Source organism: Rhodococcus sp. NPDC060176, assembly GCF_042728675.1.
Classification (GTDB): Bacteria; Actinomycetota; Actinomycetes; order Mycobacteriales; family Mycobacteriaceae; genus Rhodococcus_F.
Genome location: NZ_JBHWYS010000008.1, coordinates 1 through 17,818, shown reverse-complemented (window position 1 = coordinate 17,818; position 17,818 = coordinate 1). Strand labels below are relative to the sequence as shown.

Genomic DNA, 17,818 nt, shown 5'->3' with positions numbered 1-17,818 from the left:
GGGCTTGCAGTTCGGCATCGAGCGGTTATGGCGTTATCGACGGGAAAATTCAAGCCGTCGCAGATGCCGTTGCTATTGGACGCCTTCGACGAGGCGGCAACGCCTGTTGTGAAGCATCTGGAACCGTTTGCTTTCGCGGTGTGGGAGTTGCGGAGTTTCCGCGCGTCGGGAGTTGTCGGTCCGACGTTGAATCGGTTGAGCGAGTTTTATGGGCGCCCAGCACAGGTGCTTGCTGCGAGCCCAGAGCGATATCTCGGGTTCGGGGGCACGCGGACTTCTTCCGACGATGCTGTGGACGAGCAGGGGGTGCTCGTCATGTACTGCGGGTATCGGTGCACAAGCGGAGCGACGTCGAATCGGTACGCCTACTTTGCGTCCGAGGAAATGACGGCGCTGATTCTGGCGGGAAGTGAGGGCTCCGCGGATGTCGGTGTGACGATCGCTGATCTGCCCTCACCGTCTGGTGTCGCCTACCTGACACAAGCTGCGGGCGGGTTGGTGTTGCTGTGGAACACCATCGACGATGTGCTCTCGGTTCAATTGGTGCCGACCGCCGGGGCTGAGGACCTCATCCTGAATCAAGGCGAGATTCAAGATGGTTGGGGACACAGGTTCGGCAACCACAGATATCTCCCGATCCCGTTCGCCGAGGCGGAATTAAGTTCGCCTGAAAGCGATTCCCCACCAACACTTCAGAATGTCGGCGGATATACCCCGGGGATGCCCGACGATGCGCCGGCTTGGTCTCGCACGGGGATCTATCAGGGTTGGGCTCCGGAACAGATTTTGGCTGTGTTCCTCTCGTTCACGCACATGCTTCGGCAGGAGTCGTTGGTGGACTCGCCAACAGTTCGAACTGCGAAGTCGTCGTTGAGTGGCCGACGCCGCCAACCGGGGTTGGTGACGTATTTGACGTACCGATCTCGTGGTGGAGCGCGTGCCACGGCAGGCGCCGACGAGGCCCCGTCGCGGGTGTACTCACACCGGTGGACTGTTCGAGGTCATTGGAAGCGGCACTGGTATCCGAGTGAGCAACGGCATCACCCGATTTGGATTTCGACGTACATCGCGGGTCCGGAAGCTGCACCGATGAAAACGTCCGACAAGGTGACGCTGCTATGAGGGGTCTACGGCGCTGACTGTGTGGTGTGTGGTCGTGGTCATTGGGATTGCAGAAGAAGAGGGTTCGGAGGAGCAGTATGCGTCTCGAGGATGAGCATCCGACGTTGTTTCGTCAGTTGCATCCCACGCGCAATGCAGGGATAGACCCGGGTTCGGTGACGAACTCGTCGAACGAGATGGTGTGGTGGCTCTGCCCGGCGGGCCATGAATGGCGGGAGACGCCGTTGCAGCGGCGTTCCGACATGATGTGGAAACAGAGTGACATCTACGCGTGTTTGTATTGCGTTGCTCCGGGGTGCACCGTGCACAGCTGTGGTCATCGTCGGTTTCAATCCGGCAAGGATTCCATTTTTCGTGTGCTCGCACATCCATGTGACAAGTGCGAGCTCACGGAGCACGCCCGCCTGGTACTTGATGCACATGCTGATGCTGCGCCGGCGGCGATCGGTGTTCTCGAGAGCAGCGCGTTGTACGCGTTGTTCTGCAGCCGCGGATCCGAGGTCGTTGAATGGTGGGACAAGATTTTCCCGCTGGTCGAAGCCTATTTCGTGCGAATGCTCTGCGTGTACGTAGCAATCGACACCGTGCAATTCCGCCTTCGACGAAAGTGGACGGAACCGGTGGTACTGGGGGCGTGCATGCGACGGATCGTCAAGGAGTTGCCGCGAAACACTCACCAGGAGATGTATTCGGTAGTACCGGCAGATGCGGGGCACTTCCGTCAGCACTATATGCCCGAGATTCAGCCGAGCGAGATCGTCCGAGCGTTGACGAGAGTCGGGTTCGACGTCCTCGACACCGCGTTGGGTATCGACATCGAAAACCGGGTCCAATTCTTTGAACAGCAACACTTTTCCGGGAATGGCGTGTTGCCTCCGACCACGTTCGAGGGTCGGCACTACCCGACTTTTGATCACATCTCCTTCGATCGCGAGAAGGGTGCGGCCTCGAGGTTGCAGCAGTTCCGGCCGATGGAATTCGTGCAGAGAACCACCGCGGTACGGCTGACGCTCGGTGATTCTGCACCTGCAGATGCGGACGATCCACTCGGCCGGGACTACATCGGGTATGCACCCGACCTGACGCCGGAGCAACTTTGGGAACGTGCGCGTGGAATGTGGAAGTTGCGCGCGGACTACGCCGCTGCGTCGTCGATCGCCTTGGTCGTCGTCGAGCGACGAGTGGTCATGGTCGCTTCAATCTCAGGTGTGACCTTTCATCGCGGCGCTCTGGCCATTGCCGGCAATCCGATGCCCGATCACCCATTGATGGGGAGACCGGATCCGCTCCATACCCCGAATCCCCTAGCTCACGGCACTTTCGATCAAGGTCAGGTGCCATGACGAGGACCAGCAACGGGCGTCATCTCGATGGCGCCGCGATTTCGGATGTGCGCCGAACAGGTGACGTGGGGTCGTTGATGCAGTTTCTGCTGGCAACCCAACCTGTCGGCGCAGTGCAGGTCGTCGACGGCTGCAAGGCGGTACGCCGCCACGTCCAGTCATATCCGCTGCCCGGAAGGCGCGACGGTGACGCCATCTGGGCGCAGTCCGTGGCTTCATTCATGGAGAAGCCTCAGCGCACCCGTTCGGGCCTCAAAGCGGCGCCGCGGGGGCCGAAGTCGCCGGTGGAGTCGTGGACTGCTGTCCTCAACGTCGGAGCGGCAGCGTTCGCAGGAGCGGGTAGTGATGTGTCGGCGATAGCGACGACTGTGATGGGTCGACTAGGTATCGCGGCAGATGATGGATCGTGGCGGTGGATTGCTTTGTCCTTTGCCACCGTCGGCCAGTTTGTGCAGCGGGTGCATTTAGCGGCGACGCCCTTGGACAACCGCGACCCGACGTGGAGTCTGCTCGATCACGACAGATGGGCATCACGGACAGCTGCGATGGTCATTGCGGACGCCGAGCGTGGGATCCTGCTGTGACCTCCGCAGGTACGGCTGGGCGCGAATGGTGTCGGTGTCGAGCGGTTCACGTCAATAGGTTTTCACGACGTCCGTGATCGATGCCGGCACGGTCACGGACGTCGGCATGCGGGTGGCGAAACCCGTGTAGCTGACATACGGCCGAACGAATCTCCTTGCGAGGTATCACTGTAGGGATCGCCTGCGCATGGTGAGAAGTTCGGCGAGTTCGTTCACCGGCTCCCAGACCACTGGTTGAGGCACCTCCGGGGCGCTCTGCCACCGCATCCCGCCGGCGATCCACCGTTCACGCCACTCTGCATGCATGCGCGATTGCGCGCTCTGACGGTGCTGGTCGGCACCGGAGGCCACGTCGAAAGTGAACGCGCACGCTGGACACCTCTCGCCGGAACCCGAACCATCTCGGGCATAGGGCCGCTCGCGTAATCCAGGGTATCCACACACTTGGCACCGAAAAGTCCTGGTGGCGGAGGGGACGATGTCGACGACGACGCCCTTGCTGCTGAACTTGGTGGGGTAATCGTCCTCGAGACGGTCGAGAGCGGTCCACTCCACCCCGGGCTCGATCTGGTGAAACCGGAAGGTGCCGCAATTGCTGCTGACGAAGATCATGCATCGAACGGGGGTGGGTTCGGGCAGATCGTAGACAAGCTGGGCGAATTCGCGGGCGAACGCGATGCCTTGCTCGAGCAACGCGCGTTGATCGGATCTGGTGATGAACGGTCCCATCGACTCGACCGGAAGGCCGGAGGGAAGGAAGTCTTCTGCGACGGCATTCGGGGTGCGCAGTGGCACATAGTCTTCGAGGTGGAATGAACTGTCGTTGCATTCCCACCCGGTGTAGTCGAAGAAGTTTGCCGGCGGAGTCTCGTCGTCGGCACGTGAGTCCGCCCAGACCAGAAGCTTTCCGCGCCGTTCTATTCCGCGATTCAACTTCGCCCTGAGCTGCGGCGTCAGGCCGTCGGTGGGGTCGATCGTGGAGAACCCGACGCCGAGACCGAGGAATGCTGCGGCGTTGTCGGTGATCCGGATAGTGAGCATGTCCTCATGCTTCCAGTGACCGCGGCACTCCGCTGGCAGGTGATCCTGTGGTGCGGCGCACGTCGGGCCGGGCGCACTTGGTGAGCGTTACGGTCTGACGATGACTCCGTTTGAAATCGACCTTCCGGATCCGGCTGCAGCACATCGGATGCTCGCGGGATGGGCGGCAGCGTACGCGGCAGTTTTCTCCTTCTCTGACCTCCATTCGACCTTCACCATCGAAAACAATCGAGTCACCTACCGCGACGGCGGCGGATCACACTTCGACGTCATTTCGCTGCCGGGTGGCCGTGCTGCGATCTTCGGTTTCGACCGGCACGACCCTGATCCTGCGTTGGAGGGCGGCCGCGCCGTCTTGTGCGATCACGGTGCCGAACCCTGGTGGCTCGAAACCGCCGGCAACGACGAAATCCTGAACTTCGCCTACGGATACGAGGTCGGGAGGTGGAGAGCTGTTGGCCATGATCCGACACGCGTTGTGCCTTTCGTCCTTGCGCCGGGGTCGTCGGGGCAGCCGAATTCAGCGCTCTCATCCCTCGCAGACTTCCTCGAGCAGGCTTCGGAAGACCTTCTCGGGGAATCGGTACGCGGAGATGACACAGCCCTCCGCGCGCTGCTCAATGCTGGATCGGATCTCGACGAGCTGACTCTGCGCGCAGCGCTGGTGGGGGAGTACGAGTACCTGCAGGATGGGCTCGAAGCGGCGGCTCTGTTTCGGCTCCGCGACGCTCCGCGGTGACCGTCAACTCACAGCGGCCAGACGAAAGTTGCCGGTCGCCTTGTGTGCCAATGGACGTGCAGTCAGACCGGCTCCAATAATGATGGGTTGTTGTTGCGAGGGCTGTTCACTGCAGTCGAGACTTCGTAGGGTTCGAGATGCGGCTCCGGAACTGAGTTGATCATGGCCTGGACCTCGCCTTTGTCGGTGAGGTTCGGATCGAGCCAATGTTCCCAGAACGATTCGGGCAGGATCAGCGGGGATCTGTCGTGTATGTGTCCCGTGGCATCGCTGGCTGGCCGAGTCAAGACTGTGCAGGTCCATACCCACTTGTCCGGATCATCTTCGGGCAGTTCAGGATCGGGCCACAATTCGTAAAGACCGGCCATCGCGAGAATGTCGTCCTCGCCGCGAAGAAAATAGGGAATCTTCGCCCCTGCTTCACTTTTCATCCACTCGTAGTAGCCGGCGGCCGGGATGATGGCGCGCCTTTTGGAAGCACTACCTCTGAATGACGGCTTCTCCGTGACGGTTTCGCTGCGGGCGTTGATCAACTTGGACGCCATCTTCCGGTCTTTCGACCAAGCAGGGAGCAAGCCCCATTTGACCGTCCTGAGCTGGCGCTGGGGCTCGGAGTCGGGTTCCTCGCGTGGGGTTCCGTTCGAGGATCACCCGGACAGGTTGGGTGGGTGCGACGTTGTAGGACGGGGGCAGTTCGTCGCCGACGGTCTGCATCGTGTCGAAAAACGACTGCAATTCCTTGCTTGAGCTTGTGCTTGCATAGCGCCCACACATGGCCTGACCTCCTCGTAATCGGTTCCCGTCCCATTGAACAGCGTGGGTCCGACTTCCGCGCCAAACGCCGTGTGATGATCTGTGCGAGTACGTCGTCGACTGTCGCGAAAGGGGAAGTGCGATCACCAGTCCTCGGCCGGCGCCTACCGATGTCGCGTTGGCGATCGTGGCCGCCACAGTCCTCGGTGTCACAGTCGGAGTTCTCCTGGCCGACGTGGCGGCCGGCGTCGCGGTCGGAGCTGGCACCGCTATTGTCTTCCGCTTCATACTTCGGACGATCATCACCCGGAAATGACGGAATCGTCGCAGTTCATGCACCCTAACTGCTAGATGCGAAGGTTAGACTGCTCGGTTCATTGATCAAACGAATGACGTGGATGGGTGCCGAAGATGTCGAACGACGGTGACAACTCAAACCAGCTGAACAACGACGACTCCAACGTGCCCGAGAAGGCTCAACTAGATAGGTGGATCGACGGGGAGGTCTCTACGACGTCGATCTTGGACAAGATCCTGACAGCCATCGGCGTCGCCCCCAGAAAATGAATTCATATGCCAGTGTGGCGAGCACCGGCGGCACTGGCTTTCCGGTGGCGGCGCTCACGCCTTCTACTGTGCGCTGGTTTGTACTGGTTTTGGCCGGTTTTCGGAGGTTGAGACAATAGTGAAATGAGCGAGACTGCAGAACCGGATGAGACTCAGGGGTGGAGCCCGGCCCCGGACGAGGGCCAGGCCGGCACGGTGATGACGAAGGACGGTCAGTGGGCGTACCGGTACAAGGATGGCGCGGAGTTGATCATGATGAAGATGCCTGAGCGTCCAGCCGCGACGTAGCCGGCAGAAAATTCAAGAAGATCAGGTCGCCACATGTGACCGATCTGCAAGGATCTTGCAGGTCAGGACCTTAGCTCGCGCTGCGGTCTGGTCAGTGTGGCGACCTGATTCTCGTCGCAGGACACAGACTAGTACGCGGGCCCGACATCTTCGATGCGGAGATCTAGGGGCCGGTCTCCGGTTACTCGATCGGGGAGAGCGCGGACGCGTGCAGGAGGGACGATGCTCCGAGTAGTTCGATACCGAGGAGCCGTCCGTCTCTGTCGTAGTCGAGGATGATCTGGCTGTCAGAGCCGTCGCAGTGGACGTGCTGCTGGCGCACAGCGTCTCCGTTCGCCCGGTCGGAGGCCACATAGATGTATGAAGCGTCGGCGTCAGGGTCGTATGCTGCCGCGAAGGTCAGATGCATATCGAGAGAATAGTTCTGGGCGGAGCGTGAGGCGACTTGACGCTGTGGCCGCGCGGAGGACTTCACCACGTGAAGTACCGGCACATATCCTCGCCGAGCGCGGTTTCATCCGAATCAGTTGGGACTGTTGAAGAATTCCTCGGTGAGGATGTCGCCGTCTTGGATTCCACTGTCTCTCAGCTTCTTTTTCATCTTCAAGGATGCATACACGTAGGGCAGGGCGGATCGCGGATCGGTGTCGTAGTCCTCTTCGTTCCCGCCCAAGAACACGAAGACGCGCGGCGTGATGCATTGTCCGACATCCAAGCTGGACAAACCGGCCCGTTGCAGCCAGAAGGCATATTGGTCCAGTGCGCAGCCGTTCAAGATGGTTCCATCTGCGATTCTCAGCAGCAGAAGGCCGTACGGTAGCAGTTCCTCTGCGATGCCTCGGGCGGGATCGTAAATGTAAACCATTGTTTCAGGATTGTTCTGAGTCAGCTTGTCGAGGATGAAGAACTGGATGCCACGCCAGTCCTGGGCGAAGCAGTACATACGAGGGTGGTCGAAGTACTGGGATAGCAAGTCAGAAAGCCGATCCGAGATCGATTCGTCGTAGACCTGGAACGCCCCACTTCCCAAAGAGAGGGAAGTTCTTCCGCTGGGCGTGCCGCCGGTACCCATGGGTGAGTCCTCACTGTTGCGGTTCTGTAGGGCTTTTTCTTCGGCCTGTGGGGCGCCTGGATCCGATGGGCCCTGCACCAGAGCTATCCACCTACAGGCCGAACACCACAGCTCGTAATTGGTGCCCCCCGTAGTGGAAAGGGGTTCGTCGAGGGGGCGCCACTCGACCGTCAAATCTCGTTGATTGCAGTTCGGGCACCGAATTCCTTCGAAGGATCCTTCCCGGATCCTGGCTGCGACGAAGTCCGGCACCGGCACTGGCGTCGTACGGGCCACGTGGTTCGGAGGCGAAGTGGGAGGCTGTGAATCGCCCACAGGCGATCGTTCGAGAGGCGGCGCGGGCGGGAGGTCGGGCCACCGATCAGGTATCGAGGGGCGATACGTGTGGCGGGAGCCTTTGCGGACGAGGTAGATGAGCAGAGCCACCGTCCCGGCGATGATCAGCACGGCTGTTTCTCCATTCGCTGGGGGATCGGGGAAAGGACTGGCTTCACGGAGTCGTCGGTGGCGGGCATGTTGGTCACAGACGGTGCCTCGCTGGGCGCTCTCGCGTGGTGGTCAGATCAGTAAGCCGAGCGCCAGAAGCGTGAATGCGATCACTGCGGTACTGGTGGCGGCTCTGGTGAGCGTCTTGTGTCCGGCGAAAGCCAGTGACGTGGCCTGCAGCGCCAAAGAGATCAATCCGGTGCCGACGGCGGTAAGCAGGACAAGTTGGGGCACGGCCACGGCGGAGTCCAATCATGTTCATTGTCAACGGAACAGCGATCCGATGACACCGCCGATGACGTCGACGACGAAGTCCACGACTGTTTCGAGGACGCGTTCTACGATGCGCCGCAGTCGACCGGGTTGCGAGGGAGCCATTTCGTCGGTGCCCGTAGGAGACTCAGAGGCTGCGGGGGAGTGCGATGGAGGTGCAGCGCTGCCGCACTCGGCTACGACGACTCGATCGGAATGTCACTCCGCCGGACGTGGCTGCCACGCGGACGTGGGGTTCACACGACATGTGTGGGCTCCTCCTGTCGGCGATCGCCCCGGTGAGCCCATTGAGGACCGCGAGGTTCCGTTACCGACAGTCAACGCCCTTGCGTGAATATTCAGCAATCATTTTGTGTGGTTCGAGAGTGAAATCACACAGGACTGAAAGGGCTCTTGTTCTTGAAGAGATTCCTGCATGCCACGTCCCGCACGGTCCGCCGTACTGAGGTGAACACCATGAGGGTTACGCGATGGTTACCCGTCGGGCGCCCCCCGATATATGTCCGAGCGAGATGTAATTTCATGCGCCGAGTCCGACGTTGGTCCAGATGTCGAGGTAGGTGGAGTAGTCAACGAAGTACGGGGGCTCGTCTGACGACCACACCACCCCTCTGACAGCGTCCCCGTCGACGTACAGGCAGAGGAATCCACCGCCGCCGGAGCGGAAAGTGGCGACGCAGCGGGCGGGGTCGGGGTACTCGTCGGGGGAGAGACCGTCCAGGATTCCCCATTCGAAGGCGTCGATTCGAAACATGTCGCGCAGTGGCAGTGGCCCGACCGTTCTCCCAGCGATGCAGTTCCAGCCGTTGTGAAGGTGGGTGTAGAACCGTGTGAGGCTTGCCGGAAAGTGGTGCCACACTGCCGGGACGTCGTCGTTCTCGGTGACCGGCCGCCCGCCGAGATAGTACATGTCGTCGCCGTCGGCCGCTGTCATCCGGTACAGGAGAAACCACTCACCCTTAGATGTCAGCAAGGCGACGTCGGCGAGACTGGCGGTGATCGTCGTGTAGGTGTCGGACATGATCGGTCGCCCGAAGTCGTTCCACCGCTTCAAGACTTCCGCTACGCGCCACGCACGATCCCCGGCGAGAGCGTGCAGCCAGTGCTCCGGTAGCGTCGGCGGTCCGGCATTGTGAGGTCGTCGAGTGCAATCAAATCGGGTGCGGCGACAAATCTCGCAACATGCTCCAGATCCACGTTTCCTTCGTCTGCGACGTCGAGCTACCTGTCTGTATTCGGCATTGCCGCGTGCGATTCTCGGTCACTCATTGCTGACGTGGCCGCCTGTTGGGTTGGTGGTCCTTGTCCCAGGCGTAGTGGAGGAAGGGCCGCACGTGGGCGAAGGTGTCGATGACTTGGTGGACTATTCGCTCGATCGCGGCCGCGCCGTGCAGCGGGGAACCCTCCGAACTGCCCAGTTCCCCTTCCCAGATCACGCCGGCGGCAGAGCGGATTTCCAGCACTGCACTGTCCGCGACTTTCAGTCCGTAACCTTTGGCGATCTGGCGCTCGGTGACGTCGTCTCGATGCACATACGTGCTCGTCAGTCGTCCCGGTACGGGAAGAATCACGATGCCGTCTTCGGCCGCTTTAGCGATCACTGCCTCAGTGAAACGCGTGTATGGGGCGTACGGAAGATGTGGGATCTCGCCGCGTACGTACGCAACTTCCAGTTCCGGTGTCGAAGCGTCTACAAGGCCGACGGGGAGCCAGGTAAGCGCCCACTGCGACACATCGCCCACGATCAGGAAGGGCCATGTGCGGGAACTGAACTCGGCTTCCGCCCGCTCCCACGCTATGCGTTGACGCTCGTAGAACTGTGTGTGCGCGGTGGGAACCTCAGGCGTCTCGACCTGCACCTGCTCCGACACCGGTGGTTCTACCGGCCGCTGTCTCCGTTGAAACCATCTCCGCACCGACCAGCCCATCAGTCGAGTAAAGCACCGTTGCCTCCCGGCCTGGCCAGGCGGTGCTGTCGGGGCGGGCATGGGTAACTCTCGGCGCCTCGAGGTCGTCTCGGTGTCGACACAAGGATTGCTAGGGTTACCCGGTCATTGTAGAGATTCCTATCGAATTGGAGACGATGTTGCATGGCTGAGAGAGTGATTCGCCAACTTATCGACGATCTCGACGGTAAGCCGATCGACGACGGGTTCGGCGAACGCATCCAATTCTCGTATCAGGGGTCGGACTACCTGATCGATCTGCGGCCGACGAACGTCGACAAGTTCAACTCTGCTCTCGACCCTTTCGTGAAGGTGGCCGAGAAAGTCGGAAAAGCACGCCGCACTGGTAAAGCTGATGTGACGGAGAAGGTTACCGGTTCAGGTCGCTCGAAAGAGCAGCTGCAGGCAGTGCGGGACTGGGCGGTCAAGAACGGTTACGACGTGGCTCCGCGGGGGCGGGTCAAAGCGGAGATCCTCGACGCCTTCGATGCCGCGCACTGATTCGATCCGTTTGATAAGACGAGACATTCAAAGCTGATGCGAAATCGGGTGTGAGGGGAATGGTTTCCCACACACCCGTATCTGCCTAACCCGGCGCGGATTCCGCCACCGCTGTCATCACCGGCGCGAAGTGCGGGTGTTTCCAACCGAAAACACCCGCGCATCACGCACCTTTCGCAGCCGAAGCGTGCCGCCGTTTGCGCTCGGTGCAGGCGTGTCGCCGACACAACTGAGGTCACAGGTCGACTCCGACTGCCCACCACGAGCACCCGCGATTAGACGCAGGCATCTCCGGGTACAGTTCCGCCAGCAGCCTGCGGAGTGCGCGCATACACAATCCAGTCGGTCCACCGTCGACGTCTTGCGCTCATTCTGCAGGCTGCACCCGCAACTGTCAGTGCAGATCATTCCCCGAGTTCCCTTGCCGGCGAGTGGGCCCGGCAACGGAAGCATCATCGACGGCCTTACACAGCTCACTCTTCGTTGAGCCAGACAACTTCTGTAGCTTGAATCTTGCGGATCATCGATGGACCTGCGGTCGATCGAACCTGCTGATTGCCAGCGCTATCGGCGACGGCTCAGTCGGAATGGAGCGACTGGAATGTGGTCACGAAGCCGTCGATGGTTTCGCGCACTTGGTCCTCGTCTTGCGATGCGCGGCTCGGGTCATCGTGTCGTAGAGCGTTCATGATTTCGATCTGCCCCCATACCCAGCGTAGGTCTTCGTGGCGATCGCGTTGTTCGTGCTCGTACTTGTCGACAATCGATTCGTAGACGGTTACCAAGGCGTGCAGGGAAGTTCGGCCGTGATCGTAGTCGTCGGCTACCTCGAGGATCAGAGTGTGAAGATCTGGCGATTCGGGTGAAGGATCGTGCGGGTTGTCCGGAGCCATGTGTCTTGTCCTCGCGATTGGTGGCCGGGAAGGTTCCGGCGGGGATGTATTGTGCGACGAATTTGGCGTCTTGGGAGTAGTGCTCGGGCGTCGGTCCCGGTATTCATGGATAGCCATGTCAGTCGGTGCTGGGCCAGTTCCACGCTGCGATCGTGCCACCAGGTGTCGAGACGACGAGCACGTTCCCGGGCGCGGAGACGTTCCAACTTTCGAAGTCCGGCGACGGTGGCACCGACAGTACGGTCCCGGAGTCGAACAGCACGACGAGTGATCCGTCTGCGGTGCAGTTGCTGAGTTCGATTGTTGCGCCGGTCAGTTCCGCTGCGATGTCAGTTCCGGATGCAGGTGCCGGAAGGCTGATGACGACTTCGGTGTTGTCGGGTCGGGTGAGGACGGGGTTTTCCTCGACGAAGTATCGAACGTGCGCGTCTGTTTCGAGCTGTAGGGCGTGACCGACCTCGGTACGGACAACCCGCTGTCCGACGCCTGGAAGATTCATCGCGTTCACCTCAGAAGGATATGACGGTCGCTCCCGACCACGCCGACCCGGCGGTTCTGGGGTGGGCAGATGATGCGGATCAACTCGGCGATCGTCCACCCTCCGAGGTTTCGGGTCTGTGTTGCAATAGTGTGCGGGCATGGCGCCCGTCGATGAAGAGAAGATCTCGGTGACCGTGGGGCAGATGGCGTGTGGGAACGTTTTCCGGACTCGTCTGAATGAACTGTTCGCCGCCGCCGGCCCCACTCTCACGAATGCCGGCGTGGTGCGGGGCCTTGTCGAACACGGTTGCCGGATTTCGAAGCCGTACCTTTCCCAGCTACGCCGCGGGCACCGTGTGAGCCCGTCCGACGAGGTCGTGACTGCGCTTGCGGAATTCTTCGGTGTCTCTCGTGGCTACTTCTTCACCGCCTTTGCCGCGAACGGTGACGTTCACGTCGAGGACGCCCAGATAGTCGAGCGCCTCGACGACACGGTGCACAAAGCTCTGCTGCTGGCAGCGGATGGTCTCTCCGCGCCGTCGCTGGAACTGCTTTTGGATATGGCTACCAAGCTCCGCCTCTCCGAGGGCCGCCTGGAGGTTCCTGCGGATTCACCGTCCTATGTACGGTTGGGCGAAGCGGCCCTTCGGTCTCGCCATTCCGCGTCGCAGCCGCATATCAGACACTTGTAAGCCTGTTCCGCGGACCGGTTGCCGGAACGTCACTGATTTCGTTTGAGTCGTCACCAATTCGTGATCGTGAGTCCCGTCACGCAGCACAAGTGAACAAACCGCCTGGCCCGAGTGTTCCGGAAATGTTGCTGTAACGCCGGGTACGACTTTTGGTGGGCTGATTCGGATATCGGGGGCTGGTCGGGCATCCGTGTCGTGTTGTAGCGTCCCGGTCAGACGTTCAGCTAAGTTTCGGCAATCGCTCGGGTTGCTGGAATTTTTACTCACCCACAGGGAGACCGACCATGGCCACCACGACCGTCGAGACCGCTCAGGCCCGAGTAGGAAAGCACCGTATCGGTAAGGCTGTGGGTTCTTGTGCTGCGGTGTCGGCCGTGCTGATGGCGGGTTCTCTCGCGTTCGCCGGCAGTGCGTCGGCGACCCCGACGGCGCTGCCGGACAAGTTTGCGAGCACGGTCACCGACGACGGGTGGACGCTCGACCTGTCGGCTACCAAACTTTCGGCGAACCCGGTCCCGAACCTGGCGACAACCGCATTCACCCGCGAGGGATTCGTGTCGGCGAAGGTCACCGGCACCATCACCGGAACAGGCAATTCTGCGGTGAAGACCGGATATGTCGAGCAGGGATTGCAGATAGGCTGCCAGATCGACGTCTCCTCCGGACTCGGCCTGGGACTGGGCTTCTCCCTCGGCCCGTCGGTGGGTGTGTCCATTGCCGGTACCGGACCCAGCGCGAACGTGGGGGTGAACGCGTCGGTGAACCCGAGCATCCAGACCACCATTGCACCGGGCACGATCACCACGATCCCGCTCGGCAAGAAGGATCTCGAAGCTGCGAAGGCGTCGATCACGGCGGAGAACGTGCACGTCAAGGTCGATGCGTGCATGGGCCCGGTCACGATCCGTTCGTACGCACAGTTCGCGGTGTCGACAGCCGTCTCGGATAACAGTGTGTTCGTGTACTCCGATCCCACCTGGCTCTGATCCAGGCTGTCGTCAACGGCATTCCGCGCCCGCAATCGCCTATCTCGGTTGCCGTGCTGGTCCGCCGTTGGCGCTGTTAACCAACACTTTCCACTTTTCCATCCATCAGAGGAGCATCATGTCTTTGACGCGCACGAAGAAAATCGCAGCCACCGCTGCAGCAGCCACGCTTGCAGCCGGCGGGGTTCTGCTTGCTACTGCACCGGCCGCGACGGCTGCTCCCGTGACGATCGACGGGCCGGTTCCGGCGGAATCCGGCGCACCGGTGGTGCAGGTTCCCCTGGGCCACGCCTTGACCGTCGCTGCCCGCGACAGTGGGATCGTGACTGCGCTCTCGAACGCGAACGTCATGATCCCAGTTCCCAGGTGGGAGTATGTGATCGACGCGTCGGCGGACAATCTCGCGTGGGCGACCTCGGATGCGGCCGGGCATCCCAACGGTTGCGCCTCATACCAGTTCTATCTCCCGCCGGCAGGAGGGTGGCTCGCCGGAGCCACCTCGTACATCAACTGCCCCTGGTAAAAGCCACCTCTTCCTGTCCACTGCTGTATCTCCTCCCGTTGACCTGACTGCCCCGTAACTGGTTGGCCACGGGCATCTCGAGTCCCGCGTTTCTGTTTGGCGGGGAAAGGCATTCACCTCCGATGACCACCTCACCGACACAGACCGCGCAGATGACCTCACCGACCGCACGCGACACCGCGATCGACAGCGTCTTGCCGTACATGCCGCCGGGAACCGTTTTGTTGCCCTCGTCGGCGTACGACGAATTGGCCGCCGAGGTCCCCGCTGCGTCCAGCAAACGAGACTGGGACCCCGACAGTGAACTGAGTCAGATGTCGAAGGCTGTGATCGCGACCGCGTTCGGGCTCGCGTTGTTGATCGCGGCGTTTGCGGTGATCGGACGCCTCGGAGGATGGGCCGCCGATTACGGGACGATTCTGGTGTATCTGGCGTTCTTTCTGTGGATGTCGATCGCAGGACGGGTGTTCTGTTGGGGCGCAGACACACTCATCGCCGAGATTCGGAAGAAGCCGAACACGGGTGATCGCCGGTGAAGCCTGCGCGCCGTTTCGACCGCACCTCACCGACCACGGTGATCTCTACCGTGGTGGTGCTCGCGGCGATGGTGATCGCACTGCTGGCGCTGCTGATCTTCGCCCCGACCTCCTCCGCAGGACCGGCAGAGGACTGCGCAGCGGTGCGGGCACGTGATCATCAGATCTACCTGAACCTGATCGCCTCACTGCCACCCGGTGCCCCCATCCCGCCGGAGTACATCAACCCGTGCTTGACCGCTCCCACCACGACCCCGACGGCCGCCCCGACAACAACGGTCGGACTTCCCGGTGCGCAAGCACCAGGCGGCGGCCCCAACGTCGGAGCCAACGCGCCGACGAACTTTCCCACCTACAACGGCACCCCCATCGTCCCTGTTCCGACGATCGAGGTTCCGCCCATTGCTTCCGAGTCCCCGACCTCGGAAACCGGTGCCGGCGCATTCCCCAATGCATCGACGCCGCAGGTTCCCTCACCCACATCCACACTCAACCCCACCCCGGGTGAGGGAACCACCCCGGACCGCGGCCCCGGACCCGTCCCAGCAGCGACGCCCAATGCTGTTCCCGAACAGCCTGAATCAACCCCCACGGTCACGACCTCCGGTCTCGATGAGGGCGACGGCCGTGACCGCTACCTCGAACTCGTCCTCGTCGGCGCCGCCGCGTTCACAGCTGGCGGGATCGGAGTACGTGGGCGTCGTTCACCGTTCGGCCCACGCATACCGTTGGGTGGGCGTACGCCGGAATCGATACTCTCCCAGGCTGTCGGAACTCTCGCCTCGCCGCTCATGGCGTATGCGAAGGGTGGCCAGTCGAAGATCACCGTCACCGAACCCGACGGAGGACGGCGGACGTTCTTCCTCATCCACGACAACACGTCCTCGCACGAAGCGGAAATCCCTGTCGATGTTCCGCCCGGCGGACACATGAGCGTTAATCCGGACGGCTCCGTCGCTGTCTTCGACGCGGACGGAAACCCGGTATCAGTCGTGGCAGCTCCGTGGGCGTACGACGCCAACGGCAATCCTGTTCCGACCGACTACGAAGTTCGCGACGGCAGCCTGATTCAAAAGGTGTACGCCGACGAAGCGACCGCGTACCCAATTTAGGCTGATCCGCCGGCGAAGAAGGTGAAGGCGCCAGCTTCGGTGGCCTCGAAACAGGTGACGAAGAGCTCGAACACCACGTCGAAGCCGAATTCGATGACCTCACGCACGAGCGCGCAGAAACCTCAGAGCAGTGGGAACACGAATTCGGGCAACACATCCGGTGGGAATAAGCCGGCGCCGAATTCGATGACGCCGCGCACGAGCCCGCAGAAACCTCAGAACACTGGAAACACTTCTGGCGGGAATACATCCGGCGGTAATACGTCGGCACCGAATTCGATGACACCACGCACGAGCCCGCAGAAACCTCAGAACACTGGAAACACTTCTGGCGGGAATACATCCGCCGGGAATACGTCGAAGCCGAACTCGATGACACCACGCACGACACCGCAGAAACCGCCCACCACCGGCCTCTGGGACAGTGCGTGGGGATTCGGGGAAAGCGTCGTCGATACAGCAGTCGAGAGCGTGGAAACCCTCGGAGATGCCTGGCGCAATTTCCTCGTCGTACCCGTCAACGATGCCGCCGTCGATCCGTTCGGCCTCCATCCTGGCCTACGAGCCGAGCCCTCACCCGAGCATTCCCCGGTTGAGATCGCAATCGCAGCGTTCAATATTGCCAGCACTATTCCCGTGGTGGGTGGAACAGCCAAAGGTGTATCGGTTGTAAGGGCAGCAGTTGAGGACGTACTGGCACGCGGCGGTACCGAGGCCGCAGCTCGGGATGCGGGCACAGCCGTGGCAAAGGCCGAAGCCGCAAAAGCCGCGGGTGTCGGGGGAATTGTCGACCCGACGATTCCTCAACTGTCCATTTCCCAATCGCAGTTGGGTACCAAGATCGGCAAGCACGCACAGGACTTCGGATTGGATCCGCGGGTTGCCTCCGATCGCGCACGGGTGGGGGAACGGATCGCAGAGATCGCGGCGTCCCCGGATCAGGTCCGGCAGGGCGCGTGGAACCCGAACGGCGGCGGTGGCACTGACTATTTGTTCTATTTGCAGGGAGACGATGTCGTGGTGGCGAAGAATGATGGTGTTTTCGTTACAGTGCTCAAAGGCGGAGTGAACAACGGATGGTTCCAAGGAGCGAAACAGCGATGACAGAACAGCTTTCGCTCACAGATGTTCAACGGAGTGTTGTCGGCGATCGGATCACCAAGATCAGACGCGTCTACTACGTTCTCGGAGACACGATTCAGTCGCGGAACGGTCCCGTCGAAGTGACCGTCGGCGATAGGGCGCCTCTTGTGTTCGATGCAGGTCCGGACGGAGAAGAATTGGTGTGCCGGGAAGGTCCGTGGCTCGACCCGTTCGCTGATGTCGGTACTGGTGCAGATCCTGAGGGCGAAGCCGAGAATGCCCGGTACATAGCCGAATACGGAAAATGGACGGTGTTCGACGCAGACGAGGGATCTGCTGTGTCCGCCCTGGTCGGGCACAGCGTCGAAGCGCTCACCGTCGACACTGTGGCGGACGGTAAACCGGTCACTGCAGTCTTCGATCTGGGCGATCGTAGTTTGGTGTTGGCGGCAATGGGAGACGAGCTCGTCACCACGGTGCGGTAGCGGTCAGATTTCCTGTAGTCGGGTTGGGGATCGAATTGTGACACGCACTACGCCCCACCCGGCTACCGACTCTGCGACCTGCAAATCAGCGATCGATTCGCCTGAGCCACGACGGAAAGGAGTGAAAATGCCGTCGACATCACTGCGCCGAACCATGACGGACGGACTGACCTTGAGAGCCGTATCGCCTGAGGGGCTGCCAGCATCCGAAAGTGTCACCGCCGCTCTCGTTGTTCGTTCGCTGCAGTTACTTCGTGACATCGACCCGGTCTTCGGTGTCGACCTCTATCAGTCGGTAGGCGACGATCTCCCC

Annotated in this window: 23 protein-coding genes and 2 pseudogenes; 15 read left to right on the top strand and 10 right to left on the bottom strand. The window is 61.3% G+C overall.

Features of this window, described 5'->3' with window-relative positions:
• Positions 1-27: 27 nt before the first annotated feature.
• From ACFWEM_RS27495 to ACFWEM_RS27485, 3 genes are all read left to right on the top strand, one after another.
• Positions 28-1,122 carry a hypothetical protein gene (locus ACFWEM_RS27495; protein ID WP_378538929.1) on the top strand — a complete coding sequence of 365 codons (1,095 nt, stop codon included), beginning with the start codon at positions 28-30 and terminating at the stop codon, positions 1,120-1,122.
• Between the two features lie 77 nt (positions 1,123-1,199).
• Positions 1,200-2,465, top strand: coding sequence for a zinc-ribbon domain-containing protein (locus tag ACFWEM_RS27490; protein ID WP_378538928.1), 1,266 nt, complete (start codon positions 1,200-1,202; stop codon positions 2,463-2,465).
• Positions 2,462-3,049 (top strand): hypothetical protein, encoded by a 588-nt coding sequence (locus ACFWEM_RS27485; RefSeq protein WP_378538927.1) that lies wholly within the window; start codon positions 2,462-2,464, stop codon positions 3,047-3,049. The genes ACFWEM_RS27490 and ACFWEM_RS27485 overlap by 4 nt, the downstream gene beginning before the upstream one ends.
• Positions 3,050-3,214: 165 nt before the next feature.
• Here ACFWEM_RS27485 and ACFWEM_RS27480 read toward each other — a convergent pair whose 3' ends face one another.
• The gene (locus ACFWEM_RS27480) at positions 3,215-4,090 is read right to left on the bottom strand and encodes a hypothetical protein (RefSeq protein ID WP_378538926.1); all 876 of its coding nucleotides are present in this window, start codon (positions 4,088-4,090) and stop codon (positions 3,215-3,217) included.
• Positions 4,091-4,190: 100 nt separating this feature from the next.
• Between ACFWEM_RS27480 and ACFWEM_RS27475 the strand changes: the two genes are divergently transcribed.
• Positions 4,191-4,829, top strand: coding sequence for a hypothetical protein (locus tag ACFWEM_RS27475; protein WP_378538925.1), 639 nt, complete (start codon positions 4,191-4,193; stop codon positions 4,827-4,829).
• A gap of 62 nt (positions 4,830-4,891) precedes the next feature.
• On the opposite strand, the pseudogene ACFWEM_RS27470 reads toward ACFWEM_RS27475, so the two are convergent.
• Positions 4,892-5,603: pseudogene (locus ACFWEM_RS27470) on the bottom strand (SOS response-associated peptidase).
• Positions 5,604-5,769: 166 nt separating this feature from the next.
• Here ACFWEM_RS27470 and ACFWEM_RS27465 point away from each other — a divergent pair.
• Both ACFWEM_RS27465 and ACFWEM_RS27460 read left to right on the top strand, forming a co-directional pair.
• Positions 5,770-5,898 carry a hypothetical protein gene (locus ACFWEM_RS27465; RefSeq protein ID WP_378538924.1) on the top strand — a complete coding sequence of 43 codons (129 nt, stop codon included), beginning with the start codon at positions 5,770-5,772 and terminating at the stop codon, positions 5,896-5,898.
• A 374-nt stretch (positions 5,899-6,272) separates the two neighbouring features.
• Entirely contained in the window at positions 6,273-6,437 is a 165-nt protein-coding gene (locus tag ACFWEM_RS27460; RefSeq protein ID WP_378538923.1) for a hypothetical protein, read from the top strand.
• Positions 6,438-6,618: 181 nt separating this feature from the next.
• Here the strand turns inward: ACFWEM_RS27460 and ACFWEM_RS27455 are convergent, their stop codons facing one another.
• The 6 genes from ACFWEM_RS27455 to ACFWEM_RS27430 all read right to left on the bottom strand — a co-directional run bounded on the left by ACFWEM_RS27455 (position 6,619) and on the right by ACFWEM_RS27430 (position 10,139).
• Positions 6,619-6,846: a DUF2283 domain-containing protein gene (locus ACFWEM_RS27455; RefSeq protein WP_081559366.1), complete on the bottom strand. Its 228-nt coding sequence runs from the start codon at positions 6,844-6,846 to the stop codon at positions 6,619-6,621.
• 114 nt (positions 6,847-6,960) lie between these two features.
• Positions 6,961-7,509, bottom strand: a complete 549-nt coding sequence (locus ACFWEM_RS27450; protein WP_378538922.1) for a hypothetical protein — start codon at positions 7,507-7,509, stop codon at positions 6,961-6,963.
• A gap of 558 nt (positions 7,510-8,067) precedes the next feature.
• Positions 8,068-8,235, bottom strand: a complete 168-nt coding sequence (locus ACFWEM_RS27445; protein WP_378538921.1) for a hypothetical protein — start codon at positions 8,233-8,235, stop codon at positions 8,068-8,070.
• Positions 8,236-8,788: 553 nt separating this feature from the next.
• The gene (locus ACFWEM_RS27440; RefSeq protein ID WP_378538920.1) at positions 8,789-9,289 is read right to left on the bottom strand and encodes a hypothetical protein; all 501 of its coding nucleotides are present in this window, start codon (positions 9,287-9,289) and stop codon (positions 8,789-8,791) included.
• A gap of 41 nt (positions 9,290-9,330) precedes the next feature.
• A complete protein-coding gene (locus tag ACFWEM_RS27435; protein ID WP_378538919.1) occupies positions 9,331-9,465 on the bottom strand; it encodes a hypothetical protein in 135 nt (44 codons plus the stop codon).
• A 68-nt stretch (positions 9,466-9,533) separates the two neighbouring features.
• Positions 9,534-10,139 carry a hypothetical protein gene (locus ACFWEM_RS27430; protein ID WP_378538918.1) on the bottom strand — a complete coding sequence of 202 codons (606 nt, stop codon included), beginning with the start codon at positions 10,137-10,139 and terminating at the stop codon, positions 9,534-9,536.
• Between the two features lie 219 nt (positions 10,140-10,358).
• Between ACFWEM_RS27430 and ACFWEM_RS27425 the strand changes: the two genes are divergently transcribed.
• Positions 10,359-10,715, top strand: coding sequence for an Lsr2 family protein (locus tag ACFWEM_RS27425; protein ID WP_378538917.1), 357 nt, complete (start codon positions 10,359-10,361; stop codon positions 10,713-10,715).
• 578 nt (positions 10,716-11,293) lie between these two features.
• On the opposite strand, the gene ACFWEM_RS27420 is transcribed toward ACFWEM_RS27425, so the two are convergent.
• The gene (locus ACFWEM_RS27420; RefSeq protein ID WP_378538916.1) at positions 11,294-11,608 is read right to left on the bottom strand and encodes a hypothetical protein; all 315 of its coding nucleotides are present in this window, start codon (positions 11,606-11,608) and stop codon (positions 11,294-11,296) included.
• A 118-nt stretch (positions 11,609-11,726) separates the two neighbouring features.
• Positions 11,727-12,107 carry a DUF6188 family protein gene (locus ACFWEM_RS27415; RefSeq protein ID WP_378538915.1) on the bottom strand — a complete coding sequence of 127 codons (381 nt, stop codon included), beginning with the start codon at positions 12,105-12,107 and terminating at the stop codon, positions 11,727-11,729.
• A 139-nt stretch (positions 12,108-12,246) separates the two neighbouring features.
• Between ACFWEM_RS27415 and ACFWEM_RS27410 the strand changes: the two genes are divergently transcribed.
• The 8 genes and pseudogenes from ACFWEM_RS27410 to ACFWEM_RS27375 form a co-directional block, all read left to right on the top strand.
• Positions 12,247-12,780 carry a helix-turn-helix domain-containing protein gene (locus ACFWEM_RS27410; RefSeq protein WP_378538914.1) on the top strand — a complete coding sequence of 178 codons (534 nt, stop codon included), beginning with the start codon at positions 12,247-12,249 and terminating at the stop codon, positions 12,778-12,780.
• A 380-nt stretch (positions 12,781-13,160) separates the two neighbouring features.
• Entirely contained in the window at positions 13,161-13,766 is a 606-nt protein-coding gene (locus ACFWEM_RS27405; protein WP_378539140.1) for an MspA family porin, read from the top strand.
• A 118-nt stretch (positions 13,767-13,884) separates the two neighbouring features.
• A complete protein-coding gene (locus ACFWEM_RS27400) occupies positions 13,885-14,289 on the top strand; it encodes a hypothetical protein (protein ID WP_378538913.1) in 405 nt (134 codons plus the stop codon).
• A gap of 122 nt (positions 14,290-14,411) precedes the next feature.
• The gene (locus ACFWEM_RS27395) at positions 14,412-14,825 is read left to right on the top strand and encodes a hypothetical protein (protein ID WP_378538912.1); all 414 of its coding nucleotides are present in this window, start codon (positions 14,412-14,414) and stop codon (positions 14,823-14,825) included.
• The gene (locus tag ACFWEM_RS27390) at positions 14,822-15,937 is read left to right on the top strand and encodes a hypothetical protein (RefSeq protein ID WP_378538911.1); all 1,116 of its coding nucleotides are present in this window, start codon (positions 14,822-14,824) and stop codon (positions 15,935-15,937) included. Before ACFWEM_RS27395 ends, ACFWEM_RS27390 begins: the two co-directional genes overlap by 4 nt.
• 372 nt (positions 15,938-16,309) lie before the next feature.
• Complete coding sequence (locus tag ACFWEM_RS27385; RefSeq protein ID WP_378538910.1) at positions 16,310-17,041, top strand: hypothetical protein; 732 nt, start codon at positions 16,310-16,312, stop codon at positions 17,039-17,041.
• A complete protein-coding gene (locus ACFWEM_RS27380; protein ID WP_378538909.1) occupies positions 17,038-17,505 on the top strand; it encodes a hypothetical protein in 468 nt (155 codons plus the stop codon). Before ACFWEM_RS27385 ends, ACFWEM_RS27380 begins: the two co-directional genes overlap by 4 nt.
• A gap of 127 nt (positions 17,506-17,632) precedes the next feature.
• Positions 17,633-17,818, top strand: a pseudogene (locus ACFWEM_RS27375) (hypothetical protein); the annotation flags it as partial.

What these genes read in the sequence shown, in the direction of transcription:
- ACFWEM_RS27380 (WP_378538909.1), top strand. Translation starts at nt 17,038, where the DNA reads ATGACAGAACAGCTTTCGCTCACAGATGTTCAACGGAGTGTTGTCGGC.
- ACFWEM_RS27385 (WP_378538910.1), top strand. Translation starts at nt 16,310, where the DNA reads ATGACACCACGCACGACACCGCAGAAACCGCCCACCACCGGCCTCTGG.
- ACFWEM_RS27405 (WP_378539140.1), top strand. Translation starts at nt 13,161, where the DNA reads ATGGCGGGTTCTCTCGCGTTCGCCGGCAGTGCGTCGGCGACCCCGACG.
- ACFWEM_RS27495 (WP_378538929.1), top strand. Translation starts at nt 28, where the DNA reads ATGGCGTTATCGACGGGAAAATTCAAGCCGTCGCAGATGCCGTTGCTA.
- ACFWEM_RS27395 (WP_378538912.1), top strand. Translation starts at nt 14,412, where the DNA reads ATGACCACCTCACCGACACAGACCGCGCAGATGACCTCACCGACCGCA.
- ACFWEM_RS27485 (WP_378538927.1), top strand. Translation starts at nt 2,462, where the DNA reads ATGACGAGGACCAGCAACGGGCGTCATCTCGATGGCGCCGCGATTTCG.
- ACFWEM_RS27440 (WP_378538920.1), bottom strand. Translation starts at nt 9,289, where the DNA reads ATGTCCGACACCTACACGACGATCACCGCCAGTCTCGCCGACGTCGCC.
- ACFWEM_RS27460 (WP_378538923.1), top strand. Translation starts at nt 6,273, where the DNA reads ATGAGCGAGACTGCAGAACCGGATGAGACTCAGGGGTGGAGCCCGGCC.
- ACFWEM_RS27420 (WP_378538916.1), bottom strand. Translation starts at nt 11,608, where the DNA reads ATGGCTCCGGACAACCCGCACGATCCTTCACCCGAATCGCCAGATCTT.
- ACFWEM_RS27450 (WP_378538922.1), bottom strand. Translation starts at nt 7,509, where the DNA reads ATGGGTACCGGCGGCACGCCCAGCGGAAGAACTTCCCTCTCTTTGGGA.
- ACFWEM_RS27425 (WP_378538917.1), top strand. Translation starts at nt 10,359, where the DNA reads ATGGCTGAGAGAGTGATTCGCCAACTTATCGACGATCTCGACGGTAAG.
- ACFWEM_RS27455 (WP_081559366.1), bottom strand. Translation starts at nt 6,846, where the DNA reads ATGCATCTGACCTTCGCGGCAGCATACGACCCTGACGCCGACGCTTCA.
- ACFWEM_RS27490 (WP_378538928.1), top strand. Translation starts at nt 1,200, where the DNA reads ATGCGTCTCGAGGATGAGCATCCGACGTTGTTTCGTCAGTTGCATCCC.
- ACFWEM_RS27410 (WP_378538914.1), top strand. Translation starts at nt 12,247, where the DNA reads ATGGCGCCCGTCGATGAAGAGAAGATCTCGGTGACCGTGGGGCAGATG.
- ACFWEM_RS27480 (WP_378538926.1), bottom strand. Translation starts at nt 4,090, where the DNA reads ATGCTCACTATCCGGATCACCGACAACGCCGCAGCATTCCTCGGTCTC.
- ACFWEM_RS27475 (WP_378538925.1), top strand. Translation starts at nt 4,191, where the DNA reads ATGACTCCGTTTGAAATCGACCTTCCGGATCCGGCTGCAGCACATCGG.
- ACFWEM_RS27400 (WP_378538913.1), top strand. Translation starts at nt 13,885, where the DNA reads ATGTCTTTGACGCGCACGAAGAAAATCGCAGCCACCGCTGCAGCAGCC.
- ACFWEM_RS27415 (WP_378538915.1), bottom strand. Translation starts at nt 12,107, where the DNA reads ATGAATCTTCCAGGCGTCGGACAGCGGGTTGTCCGTACCGAGGTCGGT.